Origin of the sequence: Acinetobacter equi (genome assembly GCF_001307195.1) — a bacterium.
Lineage (GTDB): Bacteria > Pseudomonadota > Gammaproteobacteria > Pseudomonadales > Moraxellaceae > Acinetobacter > Acinetobacter equi.
In genome coordinates, this window is the sequence record NZ_CP012808.1 from 227,290 (window position 1) to 251,323 (window position 24,034).

A 24,034-nucleotide genomic window follows, 5' to 3' on the forward strand; every position below is an offset into this window, starting at 1 on the left:
AGGCTAATTCTCTAAAAATTTAGCTAAATCTTGCTCTAAAATACTTAACCAGTCGCATAACTCAATCACATCCAGTCGTCTTTCCAAAATTTCGACTTTGGAAACATACGATTGAGGCTTATTCAAGCGACGTGCAAGCTCAACCTGAGTCATATTTTTGGACTCACGAAGTTCTATAAGTTTCTTAATTAGGTCTTGATACCTAGGATCGTGTATTGAGCGCATGGCTCAATATCAGTTACAATTAAAAATATCCCAAAATAGGATATTTTCATTTAACCCTCGTATGTTTATTGATTTTTTTATTTTGGATAATGATTGAACGATAGTTTAGGAACTCAATGTGAAGCAAAAATTTTCTGTAACTCAAATTAATAGCATTGTTAAAAAACATTTAGCAGGTGCCACTATCGAACAGGTTTGTCAGGAATATCAAATTAGCGTGGCAACTCTCTATCGCTGGAAAGCAAACTATTTAGACGTAAGTGAAAAAATTCTCACTCGTTTAGATAAGTTAGAGCAAGAAAATTTCATTTTAAAACAGATGTATGCTGAAGAAAAATTATCTAAACGGCTGGAAATATAGGGCTTTTAACCCACCTATTCTTTACGATCCATTAGCTCCAATTAAAAATTTCGAATGTAAATTTCAAAGATAGTTTGCATTCGATGCAGTTCAAATAGCATCTTTTCCCAGAACGCTATCTCCATCCAATAGATTTAGTACTCGTGTTTCATGCAATAAATTTGATAATGCTCTAACACTTTCCTTTCTTGTAATACCTACTTTCCCCTTATCTTCCATTGCTAACAATAGATTTATCAAAATTCTCACATTTTTCGAAAAACTGTCTACAAAACTTTTATCCAATACTTGCTTTGTTGAGCTAACTAAAGAGAAAACGTTCGAATTAATTAATGAAATAAAGTTTTCACGATAATTAAAGAATGGAAGTTCAGTACAGATAATAAGTAGAGTCCTATAAATAGACTGACTTAATGCAGAAGTATCCTCTTCCCTTTGAACAGCCAATTTAAAAAAAACTATCTGTGCTGCCAATGCATCCAATCCAGCTAAATACTCTAACTGGCGTAATTTTCTTTTAGATAGGTGCATGACTAATGCACTCCCACAATCGTATTTGTTAGCTTTATAAAGAATACGTTGGACTTCCCACGATAGATTTCTAAGCTCATCACTTAACAGCGAATCAATACTAATGGAGTTATTCATTACCTGCCAAAGAGTATGTTTAAGAAGCATAGAGCTGCCTTGTACATGAGATTCTGCCTGGCCTATAAGTATAGGACTTGGAGTATGTTTACCTAAGCGATAACCTCGCCATTTATTATTATGATAAGCATCACCATGCTTATTTTTATTAAAAGCATCCGGCTCAATTACTTTTTCAATTTGATAATCTGAATTTTTAGATAAATTGACCCTAATATACCAATACCATAATGAAACTCGAACGATATCTATCTCACTTCTTTTTTCCATTTGTGTATTTTTCATTTTTTAGTCAACCTCAAAAAAAATCCTAGTTATAGTTATTTATAATTTAAAAACAATAAATTAGAAATTTGTATAGAGTAAAAGATTGAGCTATTTTTACTTTCTACACAACTTTTTTTAAAAGATATATGCTTCTGTTGTGACAGGACAATACAAGATACCCTATGCAAAACCATTTAATAGTTGATGCAACAACAATTGAAAAAGAGCTATTTGACCGTTACGGCCCACTAATAGCTGATGATGCTTTAAGAATTGCTTTAGGTTACAAAACCACAGATGCTTTTCGTCAAGCATTAACACGTAAAACTGTTCCTATTCCTATTTTCACTTTCCCTAATCGTCGTGGAAAATATGCGTTAGTAAAAGATGTTGCTACATGGCTAGCAAACCAAAGAAACTCATCTTTAGATCCGAACCATAACCACTAAATTTTCATTCTTCAAAAATTTTTATGGAGTCATCATGAAAAACTAAACCAAAAATCAATAAAAAACGGACCCTAAAAAAGGATCCGTTCGTGACTTTATATAGAAGCATATAAAGACCTGAGAATCATAGTATCTTCTCTATATCGTCACCAGTCAAGTAAGTACTATTCCATTGGAATAGTACAGATTAGCTCATTCTCAAATGTTTATTGAGAATAGAATTACTTCTGGATGAACAGATATGTCTTATAAAACAGTTTTTTCAAAAACTGATATTCAAACAAGTATCCTAGAACAAATCAGGATTGCCTTCGAATCAACAGCAAATGTAGCAGCTACATTACATGGTCAACGAAAAATCCATCAAGGTTCTTTTGGTCGTAGAACCTCTCTATTCCCTAGTCAAAAGTGTTGCGGTGCAATACCACTAGAAAGCCGTCTTGAACTGGCTCATGCGATCAGTTTAGAACAAAATCCAAACGTCATTAATTATCGATCACAAGCATTAAAAATTTTACTTATCAATGAACAGTATTGTTTTCCAGATTTCTTGGTTCAAACTAAAGAAGGTGCTTATGAAGTCCATGAAGTCAAACCATCCATAGCATCATTGTCAACTGATGACTTAAACCGCTTTGCAAAACTTTCTAATCTACTCCACTCAATGGATATTACTTTTAAGCTAATAGATCACACAGACTTACCAAGTGAATCAGAAATTTCGCAGCTACTTTACTGGTATCAAAGAGGACATAGATTCAATTGGAATACCCTCGAAATCAATTACGCCTTACGTCACTTAAATTTCGAAGAATTTTATACCTCACAGCAAGTCTACAAAACACTTGAATCAATAGGTCTTAAACAAGAACTCGCTGATTATTTATTTTTTCATAAAAAAATTAAGCTTCGCTCAGAAAATATGAATAGTCGAAAGGTCTATTAATATGGAAAACTCTCTTTTTATACCTCAATCTGGTTTTCGTTTTTATTTTAAAGCACATCCCGACTATATTTTTGAAATCGGATCTATAACCTATAATGCTATTCGGTATGCTGCTATAGCTGGTGGAAAATCATTTTCAATAACACCCACCGAATTCGAAAGCCGCTATAAATTAGGTGAAATTTTATGTGTATTTGCACCTGAGAAACTCATAATCAACTCCAAATATAGCTCAGAACTTCATCGCAAAGAACGCTATGTTATTAATGCATTACAACTATTGGAGCACCCTACAAGTATTAATCTGCTTTCCAAATTAATCCCCCAAATAGCTTCCGACATTAATGACCTTAACCCACCTTCGTGCCGTACTGTAGCAAGATGGATCAATAAATATCAAAGTTCTTCTCAGAATAAACTGTGCTTACAAAATAAACATTCAGGTAATCGCAGTTTACGATTCTCTCCTGAAATTTATCAAATTCTAAATCAAGCAATCAATGAAATCTATTTAAAGCCTGAATATAGAAGTGGTAAAGACGTACTTGCCTATATGCTTGGTCGATTCATGGAACAAGGCATCCCATTAGAACAGTTACCAACACTTCGTAGTATCCAGCGACATATCAAAAAATTAGATCCTTATATTGAATTTAAAATGAAAAAAGGGTCCCGAATAGCAAAGAAAAAATTTCAAGCTGCTGGCAAAAGTATCATTAGTCCATTCGCTCTTTATATGGTCGAAATTGATACACACTATTTAGATCTAATCGTTATTGATCCGAAGACGAAACTTGCTTTAGGCCGACCATTTCTCGCATGTGCAATTGATATCTACTCTAGAGCCATTGTTGGAACTTATATCAATATGTACCCCCCTAGTGCTGCAACTACATTAGAAGTCATCAAAGATATGATTACTCGGCCAAACCAAAAGTTACCAGGAGGAATCCCAAGTATCGTCATTCCAGATAATGGAGTGGAGTTTAAAAACAATGCTCTCGAGCGAGTATGTGAACAGCTGAAAATTACTTTGACTCCTTCCCAAGTAGGTACACCTAATAACAAACCTCATATTGAACGTTTTTTTAGTACGCTCACACATGGGATTATTCAAAAACTACCGGGTACAACTTTTTCTAATCCAATGAATAGAGGTGAATATAATTCAAGTAAAATTGCACAATTAACTTTAGAACAATTAAAACAATATATAGATACTTGGATTCATGAGGTTTATCACCGATCTATCCATCACACGACAGGACGTTCACCTATCATCATGTGGCAAGATGCCATTGAAGATATACGACCGAGTTTTCTTACAGATATAGATGCAAAAATTTTATGCCGTAGGCCTATTGAAAGAAGCATTAATCACGGTCAAGTACGTGTAGATGGTATTAGTTATTTTTCACATGCTCTAACTACACTACAAGCTAAAGGCATAAAAAAAGTTACCGTGCTTATAGATGATTTAAATTTAAATGAAGTTTTTATCATTGATCCCGACAAAAAAGATGTAATCATTCAAGCAGATTCAACCAATCAAGACTATACATTTGGATTAACACGAGTAACCCATCTTGAAGTTCAAAAACTCAAGAAAATCCAATCTCAATCTGATAAACAAAAAATTGGTTCGATGTCCGATTTATATTGTCTGTATAAACTTATGCATGAGATTCAAACTAATCTTGTGAGACGAAAGCCAAGATTGAAACCACTTACTCTTGAGCTTCCCAAGCAACTACAGAGGATCGAAGAACAACTATTCTCAAAAGACAAGGATATTGCTGAACAAGCTGTTTCCTCAATAAATGTACCTACACCAATCAATCAATTTGGTTCATTGGAGGTATTTAAACATGGAAAAATTTGAGAATCGTTTTGAACAAATTCGATCGATTAACAATCTTGTTATCACTTCCAATGAATTCATGGTCGCTTTCACAGGCATACAAGATTGCGTAAAAAGAAGTATTTCATTTAGCGAACCAGTTGGATGTATGCTTCTTGCTGAAGGAGGACTTGGAAAAACAACCCTCTGTAAAACAATCTTGAGTCTTATGCCTCGTACAGAAAAAATTGAGACGGATCATAAGAAAAATATCATCCCTGTATGCTATGTAGAGGTACCATCGCCTGCCACAGTTAAATCATTAGCAATAACGATGCTCAAAGAGCTTGGCGATCCTACTTATGAAAATGGGTATGGCACTACTGAATACTTAACTAGCAGGCTTATTTATTTACTCGCACAATGCGAAACTAAGCTTATATTCTTAGATGAATTTCACCATTTATTTGAGCGTAAACCAACATCTACAAGAATGAATCGGACTACAGGCAATTGGCTTAAAACGCTAGTAAACCGAACAGGGATTAGTTTTTGTTTAGTTGGTTTACCTGAGTTTGTCCCACTACTTCAAGTTGATAGCCAGATTGCTCGTAGATTCCCTTTCATCTACCACCTAAATCCATTAACTGTTGATCCTTCAAGTGGCGGGAGCATGTTTGCATTTCTTGCTGAAGTTGCAAGAACACTCAATAAGCAAAATATCACTTTCTCACCACCTCTAAATAGCCAACTTGTAGGCATGCAAATTCAACTAGCAACAAAAGGCTATCACTCATATGTAATGAGCCTGATTAGGGAAAGTATCGCACATGCTTTACATGATAATAGGCAAGTAATAACTCCCCTCGATTTCAGTTATTCATGGAAATTAGGCATCACGCTCTACATTAGCAAACAAAATAAAAATCCATTTGAAATGAACATTTCACAAATCATTTCATTAATTTAATAGTCAGAATTATGCAAAATCCTCTTTTAATACAAGCAATACCTCATGAAGATGAATCACCAATGAGTTTCTTGTTAAGAACAGCAGAACTCAATGCACATAGTTCAATTTTTAATTTAATAGGCAAAGAAAAGTATAAATCTATCATTCGTCAGTCTTTGAATTATCATATTTCTGATATGAAACGCTTCACTCAAGTGTTAGAAGTATTAAATCTTGATAGTTCTTATAAATTTCTAGCTTTTGAAAGATTGATGTGTGCTGAAAAAAACGGAGACTTTAACTTGGTAAACTACACATACTCATCAGGAGTTTACCATGAGCAAAAAACAAAAGATTTATACAGCAGAATTCAAAGCTGAAGCAATCAAAGCTATTGATTCAAACAATGGCAATGTTTCAGAAACAGCACGACTGCTTGGCATTTCAATGCAAACCCTTTCAAATTGGTACAATAAAGCAAAAGCTGGAAAATTAGTAGGCACACAACAATATTCACCTGATCTCGTTGCTCTTCTCGAGGAAAATAAAAAACTGAAGCAGCAACTTAAAACCGCTGAAATGGAAAGAGAATTTCTAAAAAAAGCAGCAGCGTACTTTGCCAAAGAAAGTCAGTAAAGTACGTACATATGAAACAGCAAAAACATGCATACTCAGTCACTATGATGGCTCGGTTACTCCACGTTTCAGTTTCTGGATTTTATGAATGGTTAAAATATGGCTTAAGTAAGCGGGTTATTCAGAGAAATCATCAAACAATATTGGTTAAAATTGCTCACCAAGAAACCAATGAAAGCTATGGTTATATTCGTTTAACCAAGTACTTACAGGCACAAGGAATAGAAATTAGCGAGTATGCAGTTCGTTGTATTAAAAAACTTAATCAGCTGTATTGTAAGCGGCATAGGCGTTTCAAAAAAACAACTCATAGCGACCATCAACGTACGGTTTACAATAATTTGTTAGAGCAAAATTTTACAGTGACTGCTCCAAACATTGCATGGGTAAGTGACATTACATACGTGTGGACAGCTGAAGGATGGCTGTATTTAGCGGCTTTAAAAGATCTTTGCAGCAAACAAGTAGTTGGGTATAGCTTGAGTGAACGGATGACGTCACAGCTCGTTTGCAATGCACTGAGCATGGCGATTCGAAATCATAAACCCTCTCAAGACTTGATTATTCACTCTGACAGGGGCAGCCAATACTGTAGTCATGAATATCGAAAGATACTTGAAAAATATGGATTTCAGGGATCAATGAGTAAACGCGGTGATTGCTTCGATAATGCTCCTATTGAGAGCTTCTGGGGAATATTAAAAAATGAATTGGTTCATCATCGCAATTATAAAACAAGGGAAGAAGCTAAAGCAGATATTACAAAATACATAGAGCTATTTTATAATCAGCAGAGAATTCAGAAAGGATTGGACTTTAAGACACCAAATCAAATGGCAGAAGACTTTTACAGGATGGCTGCCTAGAATTTCCCAAGTAGAAGTGTCCTGTTATTTCAGCACACATCAAAAATGGGGGAAACTCAAAATTAATAATAATTTGTTAGAACTTCAAACATTTTCCTATTGTCCTAAATGTCTTTCTATTGAACCTTTCTTTAGAAAAATTTGGTTATTCAAACCTATCTACGCATGTCCTATCCATTCAATCTTTCTTATTGATCGATGTGATAATTGTGGAGTTCATATCAAGCTCCAAACAGGAACTATTACACATTGTCCAATTTGTAGCTTTGAATACTCTCAAGCTATTAAAAGACACTGTAATACAATTCAAAATATTGAATGGTTTATGAATATTCTTAAAGAAAGTGATACTAAATTCTTTCATGAATTTACATCGTATTGGTTAGCAATTGAAAATTTCGCCAACTTACAGACACCACTAAATCTAGAAGATCAATTACACATAACCTTTGAATATTTCACTAATCAAGCTCTTTCAATCACAAGATTAAGTCAATGGATTAATAATAGAATTGAATTAGCACACCCTAGAATCCAACTTCTCTCTTTTCTTAAAGAGCAGAAAAATTTTTATTATTATCACAAATATATTCAATTAATTGAGAAAAACTGCAAGCCATATGTTCCTAGCTTCGAATCTAAAATTATAAAACTGCTTCCTAGTGAAACAATGTTAGTTTTGGACATTGGGCGCGGAAAATTTAAAAGCTTAGTGAAACAGGATTTTCTTAATTTAGGCAAAGATTTTTATGATTTTAATTGTTTTCTAAGCACTGATGTAGAAAAATTTATGGTCTCAAATACTCTACAATTTTCACAATATAAAACCATTCAAAATCTTAATGAATCTAAAGATGATACTTCTCAATTACGCTTAAATGAAGTTGCGGAAAAACTTGATATTAATTACGAAACAGCAAGAAAGTTAGTTAAAACTCACTGGTTCAATAAACAAAACCAGAAAAGAACTCGATCATCAATAAAGATTTCTCTCATAGATCTTGAAATATTTGATTCTAATTATATTCTGGCTTCAGCGTTAGCAAAGAAACTTGCTATTAATCCCACAAATATTGTTGAGAAGCTTTCAAGCCTTGGTATCAAAGCAATTAGTGGTCCTCATATTGATAATCAGCCTATCAATATATTTTCTCGATCATCAATAGAGAATATTCAGCGCGATGAAATTTGTGAAATAGATCATTACCCAACTAGAACAGGTCGCTCTAAATCTAAGTCAAAAAACCATATAGAGCAAAATACTGATTCTTTAACAAAAGCAGCTAACCAGCTTAAAATTAGTCTACAGCAGGTAATTTTTCTTACTCACGTCGGTATTCTTACAAGGAGTCATACCCACCCTATTTCTATAAGAATTGAAAAAACATCTATAGAAGCACTTAAAAATAAAACCCAAAATAATGACTACGTTTCTATTAAAGGTGCCGCTAATTTACTAAATTGCACTCCTATTTGGCTTGTTCAATACTGGTGTAAAACAGGGTTTTTAGAAATTGAGGAATTGATCTATTGGAGATTAATAAAAAAAAGTCAACTTGATAAAGTTATTAAATTAAAAGAAGAATATCTAACAGGTGCTGAAGCTAGTGCATTGCTAAATATGCATCACTCACATATCACAAATTTGCAAAAACAAGGGTTAATTAAAGCATATTATATGGGTAAAACTAATAAAAAAATTAGGCTATTTAAACGGAAAGATATAATGCGTATCAATCTAGAAAGCTCCTAAATCAATGATTAAGAAAAATAGCATAAGAAAATATGCTAACAGGTATCCTAACCTATATGTCAAAGAAATATATGAAAGCTTTAATAGACCTCTTTCATAATTGTATTTTTGTTAATCAGTAAAAAGCTCTAAGCCTTATATTTTTTGTCTTTTACCTCAAATTCTATGATTCTTATTTGATTAAAAAATGATTCATGAAAGAACTCTTATATTTATCAAAATGACATGGGAAGTGTCGTTTTTATTCCATAATGACACTGGTTGTGTCGCAAGACAATGTCATTGAGTGTCGCAGTAACACTTAACATATTGATTTTACGTATACCAAAATGACAAGCGATGTGTCGTATTACGTTACTTCGTTAAATGATATTTTTTATACTTATCAATTTAAAAGACTTCTTTCCTCTGTATATAAATGCTGTCGAGTAACAATAATTGAATTTTGGCATAGATAAAATTTCATATTAGATGCAAGAATGCTAAAAGTTTTTTTATTATCTATTGTGTAAATATTCCATTCATAATAATTAAGATTATTTTTAATAATTATATTTTCTGATACTTCTATTTTTAATATTATTGGATTAGAAATATTATAATGATGCTCTCCAATTTTAGAATTAATATCAATTACGATATCAATTACATTATGAAATATAATACTGCCTTTTGTTAATCTAAAACTAAAAGGTGCCTCATCATTCATTGGACCTTCTAAAATATAATCTATATCGAGTAAAAAATTTATTTCCCACTCTTCAACAACATACTTCATACTATGAATCATACAATCATGAAATTCATATTCATTTTTCATCATATAGCTTTTATTCATATTAAAAATATTATTCTAGAATTGCACATTATCTTTTTAAAATCTAAAAAACTTTCTATTTCTTAGCACGATAAAATATTTAAATTGGTATAGAGATGAAATATGGATAAATCTATTAAAATTAAATTTTATAAGTACATCTTAAATACTTTCAATTGTTAATAAAACTTCTTTATTCTCTAAACCACCAGCAAATCCAACTAATTTACCATTTGCTCCAACGACTCTATGGCACGGTGCAATAATAGAAATTGGATTTTTTCCATTCGCAGCCCCTACAGCACGAACCGCTTTAACATTACCAATTTGTTCAGCAATATCTTTATAACTTCGTGTTTCACCAAATGGAATAGTCAGTAAACTTTGCCAAACTTTCTTTTGAAAATCTGTTCCATAAAACTCTAATGGAAGATCAAACTCATAGCGCTGACCCTTAAAATATTCATTTAACTGTTGTTGTGTTCTTAATAAAATTGGATGTTGAGAATTAAATACAGATGAAGCTATGGGGACACGTTTAGGATTTTCATTTTCCCAAAGTACAGCAACTAAAGCTAAATCATGCGCAACCAATTTTAAAGTGCCAACAGGTGAAGACATTTCAAGATAAGCATATTCCATGATTTAGCCTCTATTGTTAATTTATTTTATGATGCTATTTTCATTAAAACTAAGCCTGCAATAATTAATACAGCAGCAAGCATCCTTAACGCACTTGCAGGTTCACCTAAAATAAAAATACCAACGAGAAATGAACCTATTGCACCAATTCCTGTCCATACCACATAAGCTGTACCTAAGGGTAAAGAACGCATGGCATAAGCCAATAAACCAAAACTTAATAACATGAAAACAATAGTAATTATACTTGGCGTAAGTTTAGTAAAACCATCTGAGAGCTTCATACTATACGCCCAAATAATTTCAAAAATACCCGCAAATATTAATACAACCCAAGCCAAAACACTGATCTCCTTTATCTATCAGGTCGTCCTGAGTGATTTCTTTTTATAGCAATATAAAAAGGATGGTCGTCCATCTATATAAATGAGAATTAAATTATAGCAAAGCCATTCGGTACATTTATAAAAAATTGTATCAAATCTCAATAAAGTAAAAAGTGCCATTTATATCAAATATAAATGGCACTTAATATTTCACATTCTATTTAGATCAATTCATTTTTTAAAATAAAAACTGAATTCCCGCTCCATAAACCCAACCATGTTCAGATGACTCTTCATCTTGCCATGCGGTCTGTTTATCGCCACGTTCATATTTATAGCCAATATCAATAAATGGCATAACCTGTTTAGTGATTTCATAACGAAGTTCTGAACCTGCACGAATTTCACTTAAACCAGACTTTTTGGCATATTTAGAATGGTCACAGAATACAATATCTGAATGTAAATATGGCTGTAAAATCAACTTTTGAGTCAACAATACATCTCGATCTGTTTCAATATTCAATAAGAACTGCTGATCTTTACCTGTATAAAAATTTATATCGGTATCAAAAAAATACGGTGCTAAACCATTTAAACCCACAACAAAATAAGTTTGGCTTTTATTCTCTTCATGATCTGGATGATAAGTATGTCGAAGACCGACTTGAATATCCCAGAACTCTTCAAATGCACGGCTGTACATCAACTTAGTTTCATATTTAGTTCGTTCCGATTCGGGTTTTTCTGAATTTAGTTGTAAAAACAACTTATTTTCATCTGTACCTAACCACATTTCTAACTGGTTATGGAACGCACCTTGACCATCTTCTTTGAGCCATTTTGTTTCAATTTCAGTTGAAACATTTATTTGCCCACCATGCTCCGAGGAATGATCTGCATGAACAACAGGAGGATCATAAGGTACCGATTCTTCATAAGCTTTTACATTACTGTTTTTATGATTAATTTCATTTTTTTCTGCATATACAGTTGCAGAACAAAGCAGTAAAGTTACGCCTAAAATACGGACACTCATGACATTAGTGATGTTCATGTTGACCTCCTTGAGATATTTCTTGAGGTGAATGTTGTGTTGTTTCAGATGTTTTCCCAACATTTGCAACAACAAGTTTACTCATCATGCCTGCAGACATGTGATATAGCAGATGACAGTGAATTGCCCACTCGCCTAACTCATCTGCTGTTAATAATGCTGTTACCGTTTTACCAGGTGGCACAACAAGCGTATGTTTATTTGGCATATCTATCGCATTTTGACCATTTTCTAATTGCATAAACATGCCATGTAAATGCATTGGATGTGCCATCATGCTTTGATTGATAAACTTCAAACGAATACGTTCGCCATATTGCACTTGTAATGTTTCAGCTTCATTAAATTTTTTCCCATTTATTGTCCAAATATAACGTTCCATTGTCCCACCTAAACGAATGACCAATTCACGTTCAGGTTCACGAACATCTGGTTGTGGAAATAAAGATTTTAAATCTGAATATTGCAGTGCCTTTTTACCCTCTGGCGTCGCAGCATTTGCCCAACCTTCAACATGGCTAATCTTCTTCTCATCTATGTGCTGATCTTGCAGCATAGTTTTCGAAGTATTCATCATGTGTTTAGATTGATCATAAGGCTGTTCAGATGCCATCTGATGGGAGCTCATACTACTTAATTTATTGTTGTTTTCATGTGATTTTTTATTATTTTTTAGTTCTTTCTCCATGTGCATCTCATCTGAATATTGATGATCTGAGTGATGGTTAAGATTGACATCTTGATGCGACATATAAGAATAAGAGGTTGAAATTGATGGTTTCATATCATGATGATCATGGTCCATACTTGTCATATCACCATGCCCCATGTCTTCCATGGTTAAAAGTGCACGTGGTCTTGCATCAGGTATTTTAAATATCTGTTTACTCGTATGCTGATTTTGTAAAGTTGCTAAAGCAAAGCCACTACGGTCTATAGATTCAGCTTGAATCTGATAAGCTTCTTGTGTTGGTTCAACAATTACATCATAAGTTTCAGCGGCACCTATTCTAAATTCATCAACTTCTATTGGTTTCACAGGTTGACCATCAGCCCCTACAACCGTCATTTTTAAATACGGAATTCTTACATCAAAAAAAGACATTGCGGATGCATTAATAAAACGTAATCGAAGTTTTTCACCTTGCTGAAATAGCCCTGTCCAATTTTGTTCTGGTGTTTTCCCATTCACTAAAAAGGTATAACCCGTTACATCAGATAAATCTGTTCTCAACATGCGCATCTGATTCCACATGGAACGCTCTTGCCAAGCTTTTTTAAAACCTAATGTTTTAATTTGCTCAGCAAAATCAAATAATGTTTCACGTTGATTTTGATAATATTCAGATGATTTTTTTAAATTTGAATAAATCTGTGCACTATTACTTTCATGAAAATCTGACAACATCACCACATAATCACGATCTGTCTTTTCATGAGCAGCAATTGGCTGCTTATTCTTCGGATAAATAATCAATGGACCATATAAACCATCTTGTTCTTGTCCCTTTGAATGCGCATGGTACCAATATGTTCCGCTTTGTCGAACTTTAAAACGATACTCAAAATCTTGATTCGGTTTAATGCCTTGAAACTGGTTAAACCCTGGCACACCATCCATAAGCCCAGGCAAAAGTAAGCCATGCCAATGTACCGATGTATCTTGATTCTTTAAATTATTATGCACACGAATAACAGCCTCATCACCCTCTTCAAACTCTAGAAGTGGTGCAGGAAATTGTCCATTTACGGTAATTTTTTTAACTGCTTTTCCTGTAACATTTACCATACTTTCATCAATATTTAACTGATATTCACGTATTGCAGACCAAGACCATGTAGAAATACCCATAGCCACGAGCAACATAAAAAGTTGTGATTTTTGAATAGACATAGTTCATCCTATAAAGTATTTAAAAAGATATAAAAACTTAGGATTAAACTTGTGGAGGTCTCAATAAATCTTGTGAATAACCCAAAGAAAATTGGATTAAATAAGATGAGTTTAGAACTTTTAAAAATTCACCACCAGCTATACTCGCTATATGCAGTGGTGCATAAATATCTATAAATGAAAATAAATTTTGACAATGATAAATTGCACAATCTTGGCATAATTGATGTGCTGTATTGGCATGATCAGACATCATTTGACAATGTACTGGCTGATCCTCATGTGGACAGATCACCTTTTCCGCATGAGAAACTTCATGCTTTAATGGACTATGGTGCTGGTCAGATGAATGATTTTGATCTTGTAACAGGACAACATCGTCTGTTGACATCATTGCTTGCATATTTGATGAAGCTGAAACGGAAGCAATAGAGCTCCACCCTATGACAAAAAACATAAGGAATACAAACCAAGCATGTTGACGCAGAGCGATTCGCACGTTAATCGTTTTAATTCACAAGAGATCAATGAAGTCAGCATAACCGAATTGCTCGTTATACACAATTTTTAAGAATTAAACTTAACAACTTTATAACGATCATCACTATACGAAATAAAGCAATAAAGTTATTTATTAAACAATGAAAAATCAAGTAATCAACTATAAATTAATGATTAAAATAAAGCACTTCTTGATCTCTTATTTTATAATTTAGAATATTTTTTATACTTATAATGTATAAATATTAAACCATTGATACATAACTGATTGCAAAATAAACAAGATATCCATACTGTTATCAACATAGATATCCATAAGATTACCCACAAACTTATCCACAGCTTATGGGCTTTTTAGAGTTAATTACTTAAATACGTACTTGCCCTACTTGAGCTAACTCTTTACGCATTTCATCAATTACTGCTTTATAATTTGGTTTACCAAAAATAGCTGATCCAGCAACAAACATATCAGCACCCGCTTCAGCAATTTCACGAATGTTTGCAGGTGTTACACCACCATCTACCTCTAAACGAATATCACGACCTGATGCATCAATAATTTTTCGTGCTTGGCGTAACTTTTCCAATGTCATAGGAATAAATTTTTGACCACCGAAACCAGGGTTTACACTCATCAATAAAACCTGATCCACTTTATCTAAAACATAATCTAAATAATGTAATGGTGTTGCAGGGTTAAATACCAAACCAGCTTTAGCACCACCAGATTTAATTAATTGTAATGAACGATCAATATGCTCTGAAGCTTCTGGATGGAAAGTGATAATATCTGCTCCTGCCTCTAAGAAATCGCCAATTAAACGATCAACAGGAGAAACCATTAAATGCACATCAATTGGTGCTTTAATTCCATAATTTTTCAGCGCCTTACATACACCAGCACCAAAAGTTAGATTTGGTACATAATGATTATCCATTACATCAAAATGAACGACATCTGCCCCAGCTTCTAGTACATTGTCTACTTCTTCTCCTAAACGAGCGAAGTCAGCGGATAAAATAGAAGGTGCAATTAAATATGGCTTGGACATGACTAGACCTAGGCTTACAAATAATAAGAATAATTTTATTATAACAAAAACAGACTATCTTCGCAGTTGAAGCACTATCGAAATGCTCTATCGTTCAAATAACATGATACTTTTATTTTAGATATTCCAATTAAAGTCACACGATAGACATGTGTTATTTTTCATTCGCGCTTGCAAATTGTTTTACGGCTTCAATTCGTTCTTTCGTTGCTGGATGACTTTGTAAAAGTGAAGTTACTGAATTTTCTGTTGCTTCTTCCTCAGCATCCTCAGATAAGCGCTCTAAAAACTGAGCAAAATATATGGTCGAGATTTTGTTCTTATGCATTTTTTCTAATGCATAATGATCTGCCTCTGACTCAAAATCTCTTGAATATTTAGCTCCAATTGCAGCAGCTGGCAATGTTACTAATAAGTTTGACGTATCACCTGTAATCAGCATAAGTAAAACACCAAAGCCCAAACTAGAAACTGTTTGCTGTAGACTATGTTTGAGTTCTAAATGTCCTTGTTCATGTGCCAATACACCGAGAATTTCACGATCATCTTGAGCTAAATCAACTAATTCATCCGTTAAAATTATGGTGTTATTAGGTATAGCAAGTGCATTTGCCCCTAAACCACCACCTTGACGAAATACGACTTTTGCAGGTTTTTGTCCTGCTAATAATTTTTGATATTTCTGTATAATTTCCTGCTGACGCTCTTCTGATATTTCGCTCTCATCCGTAATTTGATAAACATATTCCTCAGACTCATCACCCAAGCGTTTCAATGTCTCCTCTGGCAAATAATGAGCAATATGATACGATGCTGTTGGAACACCCCACTTTATCGTTGCAAAAACAAGTGATATGACAAAAACAATACTAAAAATAATCAGACTAGGAGTTCGTTCTAATTTCCAAAGTGTATGAAAAGTTTTTTTGGTATTTAAATTAAACCAATCAGGTAAAGCACTGTGAAACTCTAAACGAGCGTCATCAGAAAGCTCAATCACAGGATTAAGCTTTCCTAATGCACCAATTAAAATCATATCTGAATAAGCATAAACTCGTTTTTTTAAAGGTTGCTCATCACCATAAATAACCACAACAGATTCATTATTTAAAGCCTGTATAGTTGCTTGATAAGCCCTTGAAGACTGACCATCATAAAAAACGACTTGAACTTTATTCATATTTACGTATTCACCTTAAAGTGAAATATCAAAATCAAATACATCTGCGATTTCTTCTCCAATTCCAATTGGATTATTTTGCAAACGATTGATCATTGTATTTGGATCATTATTTAATTCGAGTGAAATAGATTCTGCTTGATATTTATACAATCTAATAGCTGCCCAAGGTGTCATTAATCCTAACGTTAAAATTTTAACAATCCAATTACTCATCACAATCCAAGCATAATAATATTCATTACTATTCGTTTTAAATTGACTTTCACTTAATGAAGTATTATTCCATGTTGCAATAAATAATCGTGCTGACATCCAAGGCCAAATAAATGCAATACAGAGAAAATATACGGTAAAACCAATAAATATCATTCCCTCTACGCCAATTGCAGAAATTACACCACCAAAAATAAATGCACCAAAAATCAATAAACTAAATAAACAAATACAAGCCAATAGCGGTACATACATCGCACCGACATAAATTGGCCAGTCTGCATTCATTTTAAATTTTAATTGCCCAACATATAAATGATCGAAAAAATAACGCTTATATAACCAAACTAAAACTGGAAAAGCTAAACCAAATGTACAAATAACTAAAGCAACACCTTTTAGAAATTCAATATAAGCCTGTTTATTCGTTCCTGAAAAATAAAAACGACTATTCCCAAATTTACTATTTCTACCTCTAAATCTTAAAGTTGCACAAACTAACCAAGGAGCAGCCAAATAAATGAAAAGAAAGCCAAAAATTGCAATTGTTACTGAATATTCAGATAAAATTGCAATTGTGAAATAAATACCAAATGCAATTAAACGACCAATTAAAATACGACTTGGGATTCCAGTAAAATCAAAACGGCGATTAATGAATTGTGTACATCCATAAAAATAACGTAGGCGACGAACTTTTGCCCACGGAGAATAAAAACCAATCGTGATAATGGTTAATAGAATATTAACTATCCATATACCAAAATATTCTGAAGTACTACCACTAAAGGTAAATGTCTGAACCCCCTGCCAATTTTCGGTTTGATTTTCTTTATTAAAAGGAGATGGTAATGGTGGAGGTGTAGATGGGCTAAAAAGATCTTTGGGTTGATCTTCAAAAGATGAGTTTTGCATTATGCACCTAATGTTATTTTTGTATTTTTCTATCTAAAATAAGAAAAACTAAAATATAAATAATTTCAGACATTATAAACATAATTCATTCAAAATGTCTGAATTTTATACTTTTAAGCAAAAAACAATCACATTATTATCTTTTCATACAAAGATTAGATACGTAACACATTTAGGAACTTATTCAATATTTGCTGTAGGATCTATCGTGACATCTGGTTCTGAATCTGTAAATGCCCAAAATAAACCTGCGATGAATAATAAAATAATACAAAACCATGCCATTATTTGCTTCATCATAGATGGCTTTTCTCCACAATTTGGACATGCTTGATTGGATTTAGCCAAAGATGTACGACATTTTTTACAGTATTTTGAAGTCATAGCTTTTTCCACATTAATTTTTAACTTAGATATTCACGAACTTAAATATCAAAATTTAAGATGTGCGTAATTGTTGATTGTGGAATTGAATATGGTCTTCAATAAAAGTCTGAATAAAGAAGTAGCCATGATCATAGCCTTCATGCTCTCTTAAGATTAATGGTTGATTGACCTTAAGACATGCTTGCTCAAATAATGCTGGACTAAGCTGAGTATAAAATTGATCATTTAAACCTTGATCAATCAGAATTTCTTTAAACGATGCGCCCTTACTTTCCATCAGTGCAACTGCATCGTGCTTAAGCCACTGCGAACGATCATCACCCAAATAATGACTAAATGCTTTTTCACCCCAAGGACATTGACTTGGTGCACAAATTGGTGCAAACGCAGAAACAGATTTAAATTTTTCCGGATATTTTAATGCAAGTGTCAATGCACCATGCCCACCCATAGAATGTCCAAAAATCCCCACACTATTATCTTGAATTAAAAACTCATCATGAATTAATGTATACAACTCATCCACAATATAGCTTTCCATTTGATAATGTTCAGCCCATGGTTGTGCTATTGCATTAATATAAAAACCTGCACCTTGACCTAAATCCCAATGATCGCCTTTCGCAACATCTTCACCACGTGGAGAAGTATCAGGAGTAATAAGAATAATCCCCAATTTTGCAGCAATTTTTTGTGCATGTGCCTTAATAACAAATGTTTCTTCTGTACATGTTAAGCCAGCTAAATAAAATAATGCTGTGCATTCTTGACCTGCTAATGCTTGTTTAGGTAAAAAAATGCCAAATTTAGTGCTTCCCTTTAAAGCTTTTGACTGAATTTGGTATACACGCTGTTCACCATCAAAGCATCGATTATGCTGAACTAATTCCATCGAAATATAATCCTATTTATTTAACGAGTTGATAACTCAAGCTCTACAGGTGGTGGAGTATTTATTTTCGGAAATAAGCGTTGCTCTAGTTGCGGAAGCATAATTTCCATATTTTTGCCTAATGACCATTGTGGTTCAGAAGGTTCAAAACCTTGCGCATTTTCCCATTTTGTTACCGTTTTTTTCGCTTGAGAAAATGCTGCTTGAATTGAGTTTTGTTCACGCATCGCTTGGTCAAAGAAAGCTTTTCCAAAATAAGTATATTCTGCTTCATTTGAGCAACCAAATGAGGTTCTATCAGCTGCCGATGCAGTAATAATCAATGTATTATCATCCTGTAAAGCAGGAATAAAACTTCCCGAATAGCATGCAGAAATCACAATAACACGCCAGCGTATACCGGACTTATCTAATGCTTCCCTTAACCATTTTGGATCGACTTGTCTTAATGAAAGTGGAGCATTTTCCATTTCAAAATGATTTGGTAAACCATGTGAAGTCATGTATAAAAATAAAACATCACTTTCACGATTCATCTGCTGACCCATCCGATTTAGCATCATTTCTATACTTGTTTCTGATGCTATTGGAATTACATTACGTGTCATTGGATTATTAATTAAGACAGCAGATCTTCCAAAGGTTCCAAATCGAGTATCAAATTGTTCATGTATTCGTTCCACTTCTGACATAAACACATCTTGATAACTTGCGCCAGCAATGCCTAAAAAATACCAATGTGACTGAGTAAACTCACCAAATTGTATACTTTCTAATGCCTTATTGAGCACTTTACTTTGTGCATAAAATGCTTCTTCACTAAATGTTGGAAGTTCTTTTTCAACTTTCCAAATTGGCTGACTTGTCACTGACATTTGCCACACAATTAATGTCACCAATGTGGCAAGCATAATCAGTCCACGCTCCCACCAAGGCCATTTTAACTCACGTGCAAATACCCATACGACTGCTAAACTTTGCCAAACGAATAGCACCAAAAATAAAGTTGGCATAAAGTCATATAAGGCATAAGGTAGAACATCAATCAGCCCTAAATACTGAATAAGACTTTGTAATAATGCAATATTGGTATCAAGTACAAGCCACAGCAATGCCGGAACAAGCATAATTCTTGGATTATCAATACGTTGTGATAAAAAAATACCAACAATAAGAGCAATAAAGGGCCATAGAGAATAGCTAATTAAACCTTGAGGATTAAACTCTCTAATTCCACTTTCACTACTTAACCAACTAAATAGTGTATTGACTAATCCACCTAAAATTCCCCAAATAATCAATTGCATGATTGATGGACGAACAATTTGTAATGAGCGTCGTGAACCTAAAAACAGCCATAATCCTGCTTTTTGGTTACTTTTAAAATCATGCCAAAGGTTAATGGAGGGTTTAAAGTGAATCATAGAATTAAAATGAGTTCCCACTCGCAGTTTTTCACTGCCCTAAGTTTATGCTGAATATGATTTTTATCAATGATATTTTCACTATAGAAACCAAGTAAAAATATATAATTAAACCGCCAAATTAATCAGATAATGCATGTGAAAAATATGCATCAAAACGGCAAGCATCGCCTAACCATTGATGATCAGGTTGCTGATTTGCTAAAAATACAGCATGTCTTGGTCGTTTGACAATTACCCTTTTGGCTATAGGCTTGGCTAAATCTAACAAACCATCTCCTAAATCCATTTCACCATCTTCAGGCAATAACAAATGTAAGAGCTGCATCTGCTTTTTCACTTGTGCTTGTTTCTTTTCTGCTTGATGATTTTGATCTCGCTGTGGAAACATCGGATCTAAATACACTACATCAAAACTTTGATTTTCTATAGCCTGCTGTTTCAAATATTCAGCAGAATCAGAAAATACCAATTGTATTCTTGCCACAACTTTACTTAAAAAAGAGTCTTGTTCTGCAAGTCTTTTAGCATCTTCTAATAAAGTAAATAGAATAGGATGTCTTTCAATTAATATTACATTTGCACCTAATTGAGCCATTAATAAGCTATCGTGCCCTAAACCAGCAGTTGCATCAACTAATTGTGGTTTCTCAGTTAAATTACATGCACGTGCAATCATTTCTGACTTAATTGAAGCACGTTTTAAACGTCCAACTTCAGCTTTCCAGTCAGGTTGCATTCGCATACCATTGGCACATAGCCATAGCCCTTCATCATCAACACAAAGTGCTAACTCAGGATGATGGCGAAAAAAACGTGCATTTAACTTTTCCACAACTTCAATAAAAGTATCCACACCACGTGAAGAAAGCACAACAGCATACTGTTGTGCTTTCTCTTGAAAATCGTGTTCAGTGTATAAGCGGATTTCGCCTACCATAATTTCCAACCCGTGAATGCAAATAATAAAATCAGAAGACCTGAGAAAATTCTATACCATGCAAACACCATAAAATCACGGCGAGCAACATAAGCAACTAATGCACGAATAAGAACTAATGCTGAAATAAAAGAAACTAATGTTCCAAAGCCCAAGATAACCCAGTCTTCAGTTGTCGTAAATATTTTATAGTTATGATAAAGGTCTAATAAACCTGCACCAATAATGACAGGAATACCTAAAAAGAATGAAAATTCAGTTGCAGCTTTACGTGAAACACCAAGAAACATTGCCCCAATAATTGTGGCACCTGAACGTGAAGTTCCAGGAATCAAAGAAAGTACTTGTATTAAACCAATCCAAATTGCATCTTTATAAGTTAAATCTTCAACTTCTTTTGCTTTAATTTGTGGTGGATGCTTTTCAATCCACATAATAATTAAACCACCAATAATAAGCCCCATTGCGACGGCAATATTATTAAAAAGAAAATCTTTTACTGTTTGACCAAAAGTCAGCCCAACAAGCACAATAGGAATTGAAGCTAAAATTAGTCCAAAACCTAAGCGGCGACCTTTCTCTTCGCCTGTAAACATACCTGTTGCAGCACCCCATAGGCGTGCCCAGTATTCATAGATAACCGCAGCGATTGCACCGATTTGAATTGCAACAACAAAAACATCACTTTTTTCTTTGCTCCAAAAATTCATTAATTCTGAAGCTAAAATTAAATGCCCTGTGCTCGAAATGGGTAAAAATTCGGTAATACCTTCAACAACACCCATAATTGCTGCTTTTAACAGCAGTAAAAGATCCATAGAAAATCCTAACTTTGCTTGCCTTGTTCAGCAATTTTTTTCCAAGCGTTATCTCGCAAATACACAGGTAGTGCAAGTTCTGCACTTAGCCATTGTTCTTGCTTTGCCAATTCACGTGCAATGAATGCAATATCTTGTGCTGTTGCACTTAAATTTTTATATTGTGTTTGTTGTGGGTCAACAAGCTCTGAACCTGAACCAACCAATTGATATTTTACCGCCAATTGAGCATCTGTATAATTCAACAATTGTTCTTCATCAACTGCTTGCATTACATTTTGGTCATTTAACTTAAAGCTTGCGACATAGACTTCACTCATTCTTGCATCAAGAATAGCGGTCACTTCTGTTAAGCCTTCAATACGATATGCAGCTTGTGCTAATGCTTGTAAAGTTGAAACAGGAATAACAGGAATATCATTTGACCATGCAAGTGCCTGAGTGACTGCTGCATTAATACGCACACCACTAAAAGAACCTGGACCACGGCTAAAAGCAATTGCTGTTAAATCTTGAGTTGCAATTTCTGTCTGTGCAAAGCCTTGCTCAATCATCGGGAGAATAGTTTGAGTTTGTGCCTTTGCTCTTGTATCTAATTGAAAAAAGAGTTCTTGTGTTTCATCTACAATAGAAACGGAACACTGCTCATTGGCAGTTTCCAACGCCAGCAATTTCATGCACAACCTTAAAGAATAATTTCTAAAAACGCCTGCTATAATACTCCACTCATTCACGATTCACTAGAACTTCTAAACAATCAAATTAAAAGCCAAGAATTTTTTCACTCACACAATTTTAAAAAACTTATCTTTAATTTTTTAGTCGCTCAATATAGTCAAATACACAACCTACAAAATCACTTCTTCTAAATTTTCAAAATGCTTAAAATGCGCTGCATAATGAAGTGCACTCATTTTTAATTTAGCAGCAGCAGATACATCTAATGTTTTTACGACTTTTCCTGGAGAACCCATAACTACAGAATTATTTGGAATAATTTTTCCTTCAGGAATTAATGCATTTGCACCAATAATACAATTTTCACCAATAACTGCATGATTTAACACTACGGCATTAATGCCAATCAAACTATTATTACCCACTGTGCAACCATGTAACATTGCTTGATGACCAATTGTCACATAGTCACCAATATTCATTTCTATACCTGCGTCAGTATGTAAAACTGCATTTTCTTGCACATTGGTAAAATGACCTAGTCTAATTTTAGCATTGTCTGCACGTACAACAGCACCAAACCAAATACTCACTTGTTGTCCAAGTTCAGCTTGTCCAATAACTGTTGCCGTTGGTGCAACCCAACCATCCCATGGTTCATGAATTGCTTTCGGTGCATATCCGTTAAATTTGTATAACATTGATGACATCCCTGTTGATGTTATTAAAAGAAACTTGTCTATTTAAATCCCTTAATAGAAGAATTTAATAAGAATGGCCATTCTTTATGAAAGTCTAGTCCACGATCAAATAATGAAACTAACATTCGTGCTGTTAAGCCCCAAACAATTTCATCTTCAACATGCATACTCGGAAAATATAATTTTTGTTCATCAAACAAAACTTCATGTGGAATAGTCGGTGCATTCATTAAATCTTTCAATGATGCAAAGAAAATACGATCAATTTCTGTTGGCTGAGGCACAAGTTTTACTTCGGGAGAAATAAGCCCCACAATTGGTTTTACTGTCATTCCATTTTTTGCTTTTTGCATAGGAAGATCGCCAATTAAGCGAACATCAAATGGGTCAAGTGCTGTCTCTTCTTGTGCTTCTCTCAATGCAACAACAATATCTGTTGTATCTTCAGGATCTCTTTTTCCACCTGGAAAAGAAACTTCTCCTGCATGATTATTCAACATAATTGATCGACGTGTTAACAAAACTTTAGGATCTGTTTCTTCAGTAATTGCGATTAATACCGCTGCTTGAGCTTCTTTTGCTTGCTCTTCAAATTTTAGACGTTGCTGTAAAAGTTGTGTTAATTCACCACCCATATATTATTCCTCT

The 24,034-nt window shown here is 33.8% G+C and carries 27 protein-coding genes; 8 read left to right on the forward strand and 19 right to left on the reverse strand.

Features of this window, described 5'->3' with window-relative positions:
• Nucleotides 1–3: 3 nt before the first annotated feature.
• Nucleotides 4–225, reverse strand: a complete 222-nt coding sequence (locus tag AOY20_RS01010; protein ID WP_054580149.1) for a helix-turn-helix domain-containing protein — start codon at nucleotides 223–225, stop codon at nucleotides 4–6.
• A gap of 118 nt (nucleotides 226–343) precedes the next feature.
• On the opposite strand from AOY20_RS01010, the gene AOY20_RS01015 reads away from it, so the two are divergent.
• Nucleotides 344–586: a transposase gene (locus tag AOY20_RS01015; protein ID WP_054580150.1), complete on the forward strand. Its 243-nt coding sequence runs from the start codon at nucleotides 344–346 to the stop codon at nucleotides 584–586.
• Between the two features lie 90 nt (nucleotides 587–676).
• On the opposite strand, the gene AOY20_RS01020 is transcribed toward AOY20_RS01015, so the two are convergent.
• A complete protein-coding gene (locus tag AOY20_RS01020; RefSeq protein ID WP_054580151.1) occupies nucleotides 677–1,519 on the reverse strand; it encodes a hypothetical protein in 843 nt (280 codons plus the stop codon).
• A 164-nt stretch (nucleotides 1,520–1,683) separates the two neighbouring features.
• Here AOY20_RS01020 and AOY20_RS01025 point away from each other — a divergent pair, with 164 nt between their 5' ends.
• The 7 genes from AOY20_RS01025 (at nucleotide 1,684) to AOY20_RS01060 (ending at nucleotide 8,943) form a co-directional block, all read left to right on the forward strand.
• The gene (locus AOY20_RS01025; protein ID WP_054580152.1) at nucleotides 1,684–1,950 is read left to right on the forward strand and encodes a hypothetical protein; all 267 of its coding nucleotides are present in this window, start codon (nucleotides 1,684–1,686) and stop codon (nucleotides 1,948–1,950) included.
• A gap of 241 nt (nucleotides 1,951–2,191) precedes the next feature.
• Nucleotides 2,192–2,896, forward strand: a complete 705-nt coding sequence (locus AOY20_RS01030) for a hypothetical protein (protein WP_054580153.1) — start codon at nucleotides 2,192–2,194, stop codon at nucleotides 2,894–2,896.
• Nucleotide 2,897: 1 nt separating this feature from the next.
• Nucleotides 2,898–4,778, forward strand: a complete 1,881-nt coding sequence (locus AOY20_RS01035) for a Mu transposase C-terminal domain-containing protein (protein WP_054580154.1) — start codon at nucleotides 2,898–2,900, stop codon at nucleotides 4,776–4,778.
• A complete protein-coding gene (locus tag AOY20_RS01040) occupies nucleotides 4,765–5,706 on the forward strand; it encodes a TniB family NTP-binding protein (protein ID WP_054580155.1) in 942 nt (313 codons plus the stop codon). The genes AOY20_RS01035 and AOY20_RS01040 overlap by 14 nt, the downstream gene beginning before the upstream one ends.
• Before the next feature lie 11 nt (nucleotides 5,707–5,717).
• Nucleotides 5,718–6,068: a hypothetical protein gene (locus AOY20_RS01045; protein ID WP_054580156.1), complete on the forward strand. Its 351-nt coding sequence runs from the start codon at nucleotides 5,718–5,720 to the stop codon at nucleotides 6,066–6,068.
• Nucleotides 6,025–7,190, forward strand: a protein-coding gene (locus AOY20_RS01055; RefSeq protein ID WP_144424744.1) for an IS3 family transposase whose coding sequence is annotated in 2 segments (ribosomal slippage) — nucleotides 6,025–6,292 and nucleotides 6,292–7,190 — 1,167 coding nt in all. Because the reading frame shifts where the segments join, the coding sequence is not laid out codon by codon here. Before AOY20_RS01045 ends, AOY20_RS01055 begins: the two co-directional genes overlap by 44 nt.
• A gap of 325 nt (nucleotides 7,191–7,515) precedes the next feature.
• Nucleotides 7,516–8,943, forward strand: a complete 1,428-nt coding sequence (locus AOY20_RS01060) for a MerR family transcriptional regulator (RefSeq protein WP_054580157.1) — start codon at nucleotides 7,516–7,518, stop codon at nucleotides 8,941–8,943.
• A 385-nt stretch (nucleotides 8,944–9,328) separates the two neighbouring features.
• On the opposite strand, the gene AOY20_RS01065 is transcribed toward AOY20_RS01060, so the two are convergent.
• The 17 genes from AOY20_RS01065 to AOY20_RS01145 form a co-directional block, all read right to left on the reverse strand.
• A complete protein-coding gene (locus tag AOY20_RS01065) occupies nucleotides 9,329–9,766 on the reverse strand; it encodes a hypothetical protein (RefSeq protein WP_054580158.1) in 438 nt (145 codons plus the stop codon).
• A 156-nt stretch (nucleotides 9,767–9,922) separates the two neighbouring features.
• Complete coding sequence (locus AOY20_RS01070) at nucleotides 9,923–10,402, reverse strand: methylated-DNA--[protein]-cysteine S-methyltransferase (protein ID WP_054580159.1); 480 nt, start codon at nucleotides 10,400–10,402, stop codon at nucleotides 9,923–9,925.
• 26 nt (nucleotides 10,403–10,428) lie between these two features.
• Nucleotides 10,429–10,743 carry a DMT family transporter gene (locus tag AOY20_RS01075; protein ID WP_054580160.1) on the reverse strand — a complete coding sequence of 105 codons (315 nt, stop codon included), beginning with the start codon at nucleotides 10,741–10,743 and terminating at the stop codon, nucleotides 10,429–10,431.
• A 223-nt stretch (nucleotides 10,744–10,966) separates the two neighbouring features.
• On the reverse strand, nucleotides 10,967–11,785 hold the full coding sequence (locus AOY20_RS01080; protein WP_158319984.1) for a copper resistance protein B: 819 nt from the start codon (nucleotides 11,783–11,785) through the stop codon (nucleotides 10,967–10,969).
• On the reverse strand, nucleotides 11,772–13,679 hold the full coding sequence (locus AOY20_RS01085) for a copper resistance system multicopper oxidase (RefSeq protein ID WP_054580161.1): 1,908 nt from the start codon (nucleotides 13,677–13,679) through the stop codon (nucleotides 11,772–11,774). Before AOY20_RS01085 ends, AOY20_RS01080 begins: the two co-directional genes overlap by 14 nt.
• Before the next feature lie 43 nt (nucleotides 13,680–13,722).
• Nucleotides 13,723–14,136 (reverse strand): hypothetical protein, encoded by a 414-nt coding sequence (locus AOY20_RS01090; protein WP_158319985.1) that lies wholly within the window; start codon nucleotides 14,134–14,136, stop codon nucleotides 13,723–13,725.
• 412 nt (nucleotides 14,137–14,548) lie between these two features.
• Nucleotides 14,549–15,235 carry a ribulose-phosphate 3-epimerase gene (gene rpe / locus AOY20_RS01095; protein ID WP_054580163.1) on the reverse strand — a complete coding sequence of 229 codons (687 nt, stop codon included), beginning with the start codon at nucleotides 15,233–15,235 and terminating at the stop codon, nucleotides 14,549–14,551.
• A 154-nt stretch (nucleotides 15,236–15,389) separates the two neighbouring features.
• A complete protein-coding gene (locus AOY20_RS01100; RefSeq protein WP_054580164.1) occupies nucleotides 15,390–16,415 on the reverse strand; it encodes a M48 family metallopeptidase in 1,026 nt (341 codons plus the stop codon).
• Between the two features lie 15 nt (nucleotides 16,416–16,430).
• The gene (locus tag AOY20_RS01105) at nucleotides 16,431–17,546 is read right to left on the reverse strand and encodes a YjgN family protein (RefSeq protein WP_054580165.1); all 1,116 of its coding nucleotides are present in this window, start codon (nucleotides 17,544–17,546) and stop codon (nucleotides 16,431–16,433) included.
• 180 nt (nucleotides 17,547–17,726) lie between these two features.
• Nucleotides 17,727–17,930, reverse strand: a complete 204-nt coding sequence (locus AOY20_RS01110; RefSeq protein WP_054580166.1) for a hypothetical protein — start codon at nucleotides 17,928–17,930, stop codon at nucleotides 17,727–17,729.
• Nucleotides 17,931–17,985: 55 nt separating this feature from the next.
• Nucleotides 17,986–18,825, reverse strand: coding sequence for an S-formylglutathione hydrolase (fghA, locus tag AOY20_RS01115; protein WP_054580167.1), 840 nt, complete (start codon nucleotides 18,823–18,825; stop codon nucleotides 17,986–17,988).
• Between the two features lie 20 nt (nucleotides 18,826–18,845).
• Nucleotides 18,846–20,249: a C13 family peptidase gene (locus AOY20_RS01120; RefSeq protein WP_054580168.1), complete on the reverse strand. Its 1,404-nt coding sequence runs from the start codon at nucleotides 20,247–20,249 to the stop codon at nucleotides 18,846–18,848.
• Between the two features lie 121 nt (nucleotides 20,250–20,370).
• Nucleotides 20,371–21,189 carry a class I SAM-dependent methyltransferase gene (locus AOY20_RS01125; RefSeq protein ID WP_054580169.1) on the reverse strand — a complete coding sequence of 273 codons (819 nt, stop codon included), beginning with the start codon at nucleotides 21,187–21,189 and terminating at the stop codon, nucleotides 20,371–20,373.
• Nucleotides 21,183–22,007 (reverse strand): undecaprenyl-diphosphate phosphatase, encoded by an 825-nt coding sequence (locus AOY20_RS01130; RefSeq protein ID WP_054580170.1) that lies wholly within the window; start codon nucleotides 22,005–22,007, stop codon nucleotides 21,183–21,185. Before AOY20_RS01130 ends, AOY20_RS01125 begins: the two co-directional genes overlap by 7 nt.
• An 8-nt stretch (nucleotides 22,008–22,015) precedes the next feature.
• The gene (gene tsaB / locus AOY20_RS01135; RefSeq protein ID WP_054580171.1) at nucleotides 22,016–22,684 is read right to left on the reverse strand and encodes a tRNA (adenosine(37)-N6)-threonylcarbamoyltransferase complex dimerization subunit type 1 TsaB; all 669 of its coding nucleotides are present in this window, start codon (nucleotides 22,682–22,684) and stop codon (nucleotides 22,016–22,018) included.
• 171 nt (nucleotides 22,685–22,855) lie between these two features.
• Nucleotides 22,856–23,386 (reverse strand): gamma carbonic anhydrase family protein, encoded by a 531-nt coding sequence (locus AOY20_RS01140; RefSeq protein WP_054580172.1) that lies wholly within the window; start codon nucleotides 23,384–23,386, stop codon nucleotides 22,856–22,858.
• Nucleotides 23,387–23,424: 38 nt separating this feature from the next.
• Complete coding sequence (locus tag AOY20_RS01145) at nucleotides 23,425–24,021, reverse strand: NUDIX hydrolase (RefSeq protein ID WP_054580173.1); 597 nt, start codon at nucleotides 24,019–24,021, stop codon at nucleotides 23,425–23,427.
• Nucleotides 24,022–24,034: the final 13 nt, after the last annotated feature.

Coding starts and splice junctions, on each gene's coding strand:
- AOY20_RS01045 (WP_054580156.1), top strand. CDS start 5,718: ATGCAAAATCCTCTTTTAATACAAGCAATACCTCATGAAGATGAATCA.
- AOY20_RS01030 (WP_054580153.1), top strand. CDS start 2,192: ATGTCTTATAAAACAGTTTTTTCAAAAACTGATATTCAAACAAGTATC.
- AOY20_RS01085 (WP_054580161.1), bottom strand. CDS start 13,679: ATGTCTATTCAAAAATCACAACTTTTTATGTTGCTCGTGGCTATGGGT.
- AOY20_RS01105 (WP_054580165.1), bottom strand. CDS start 17,546: ATGCAAAACTCATCTTTTGAAGATCAACCCAAAGATCTTTTTAGCCCA.
- fghA (WP_054580167.1), bottom strand. CDS start 18,825: ATGGAATTAGTTCAGCATAATCGATGCTTTGATGGTGAACAGCGTGTA.
- AOY20_RS01120 (WP_054580168.1), bottom strand. CDS start 20,249: ATGATTCACTTTAAACCCTCCATTAACCTTTGGCATGATTTTAAAAGT.
- AOY20_RS01080 (WP_158319984.1), bottom strand. CDS start 11,785: ATGAACATCACTAATGTCATGAGTGTCCGTATTTTAGGCGTAACTTTA.
- AOY20_RS01035 (WP_054580154.1), top strand. CDS start 2,898: ATGGAAAACTCTCTTTTTATACCTCAATCTGGTTTTCGTTTTTATTTT.
- AOY20_RS01020 (WP_054580151.1), bottom strand. CDS start 1,519: ATGAAAAATACACAAATGGAAAAAAGAAGTGAGATAGATATCGTTCGA.
- rpe (WP_054580163.1), bottom strand. CDS start 15,235: ATGTCCAAGCCATATTTAATTGCACCTTCTATTTTATCCGCTGACTTC.
- AOY20_RS01110 (WP_054580166.1), bottom strand. CDS start 17,930: ATGACTTCAAAATACTGTAAAAAATGTCGTACATCTTTGGCTAAATCC.
- AOY20_RS01140 (WP_054580172.1), bottom strand. CDS start 23,386: ATGTTATACAAATTTAACGGATATGCACCGAAAGCAATTCATGAACCA.
- AOY20_RS01010 (WP_054580149.1), bottom strand. CDS start 225: ATGCGCTCAATACACGATCCTAGGTATCAAGACCTAATTAAGAAACTT.
- AOY20_RS01090 (WP_158319985.1), bottom strand. CDS start 14,136: ATGTTTTTTGTCATAGGGTGGAGCTCTATTGCTTCCGTTTCAGCTTCA.
- AOY20_RS01125 (WP_054580169.1), bottom strand. CDS start 21,189: ATGGTAGGCGAAATCCGCTTATACACTGAACACGATTTTCAAGAGAAA.
- AOY20_RS01145 (WP_054580173.1), bottom strand. CDS start 24,021: ATGGGTGGTGAATTAACACAACTTTTACAGCAACGTCTAAAATTTGAA.
- AOY20_RS01130 (WP_054580170.1), bottom strand. CDS start 22,007: ATGGATCTTTTACTGCTGTTAAAAGCAGCAATTATGGGTGTTGTTGAA.
- AOY20_RS01070 (WP_054580159.1), bottom strand. CDS start 10,402: ATGGAATATGCTTATCTTGAAATGTCTTCACCTGTTGGCACTTTAAAA.
- AOY20_RS01065 (WP_054580158.1), bottom strand. CDS start 9,766: ATGATGAAAAATGAATATGAATTTCATGATTGTATGATTCATAGTATG.
- AOY20_RS01040 (WP_054580155.1), top strand. CDS start 4,765: ATGGAAAAATTTGAGAATCGTTTTGAACAAATTCGATCGATTAACAAT.
- AOY20_RS01100 (WP_054580164.1), bottom strand. CDS start 16,415: ATGAATAAAGTTCAAGTCGTTTTTTATGATGGTCAGTCTTCAAGGGCT.
- tsaB (WP_054580171.1), bottom strand. CDS start 22,684: ATGAAATTGCTGGCGTTGGAAACTGCCAATGAGCAGTGTTCCGTTTCT.
- AOY20_RS01025 (WP_054580152.1), top strand. CDS start 1,684: ATGCAAAACCATTTAATAGTTGATGCAACAACAATTGAAAAAGAGCTA.
- AOY20_RS01060 (WP_054580157.1), top strand. CDS start 7,516: ATGAATATTCTTAAAGAAAGTGATACTAAATTCTTTCATGAATTTACA.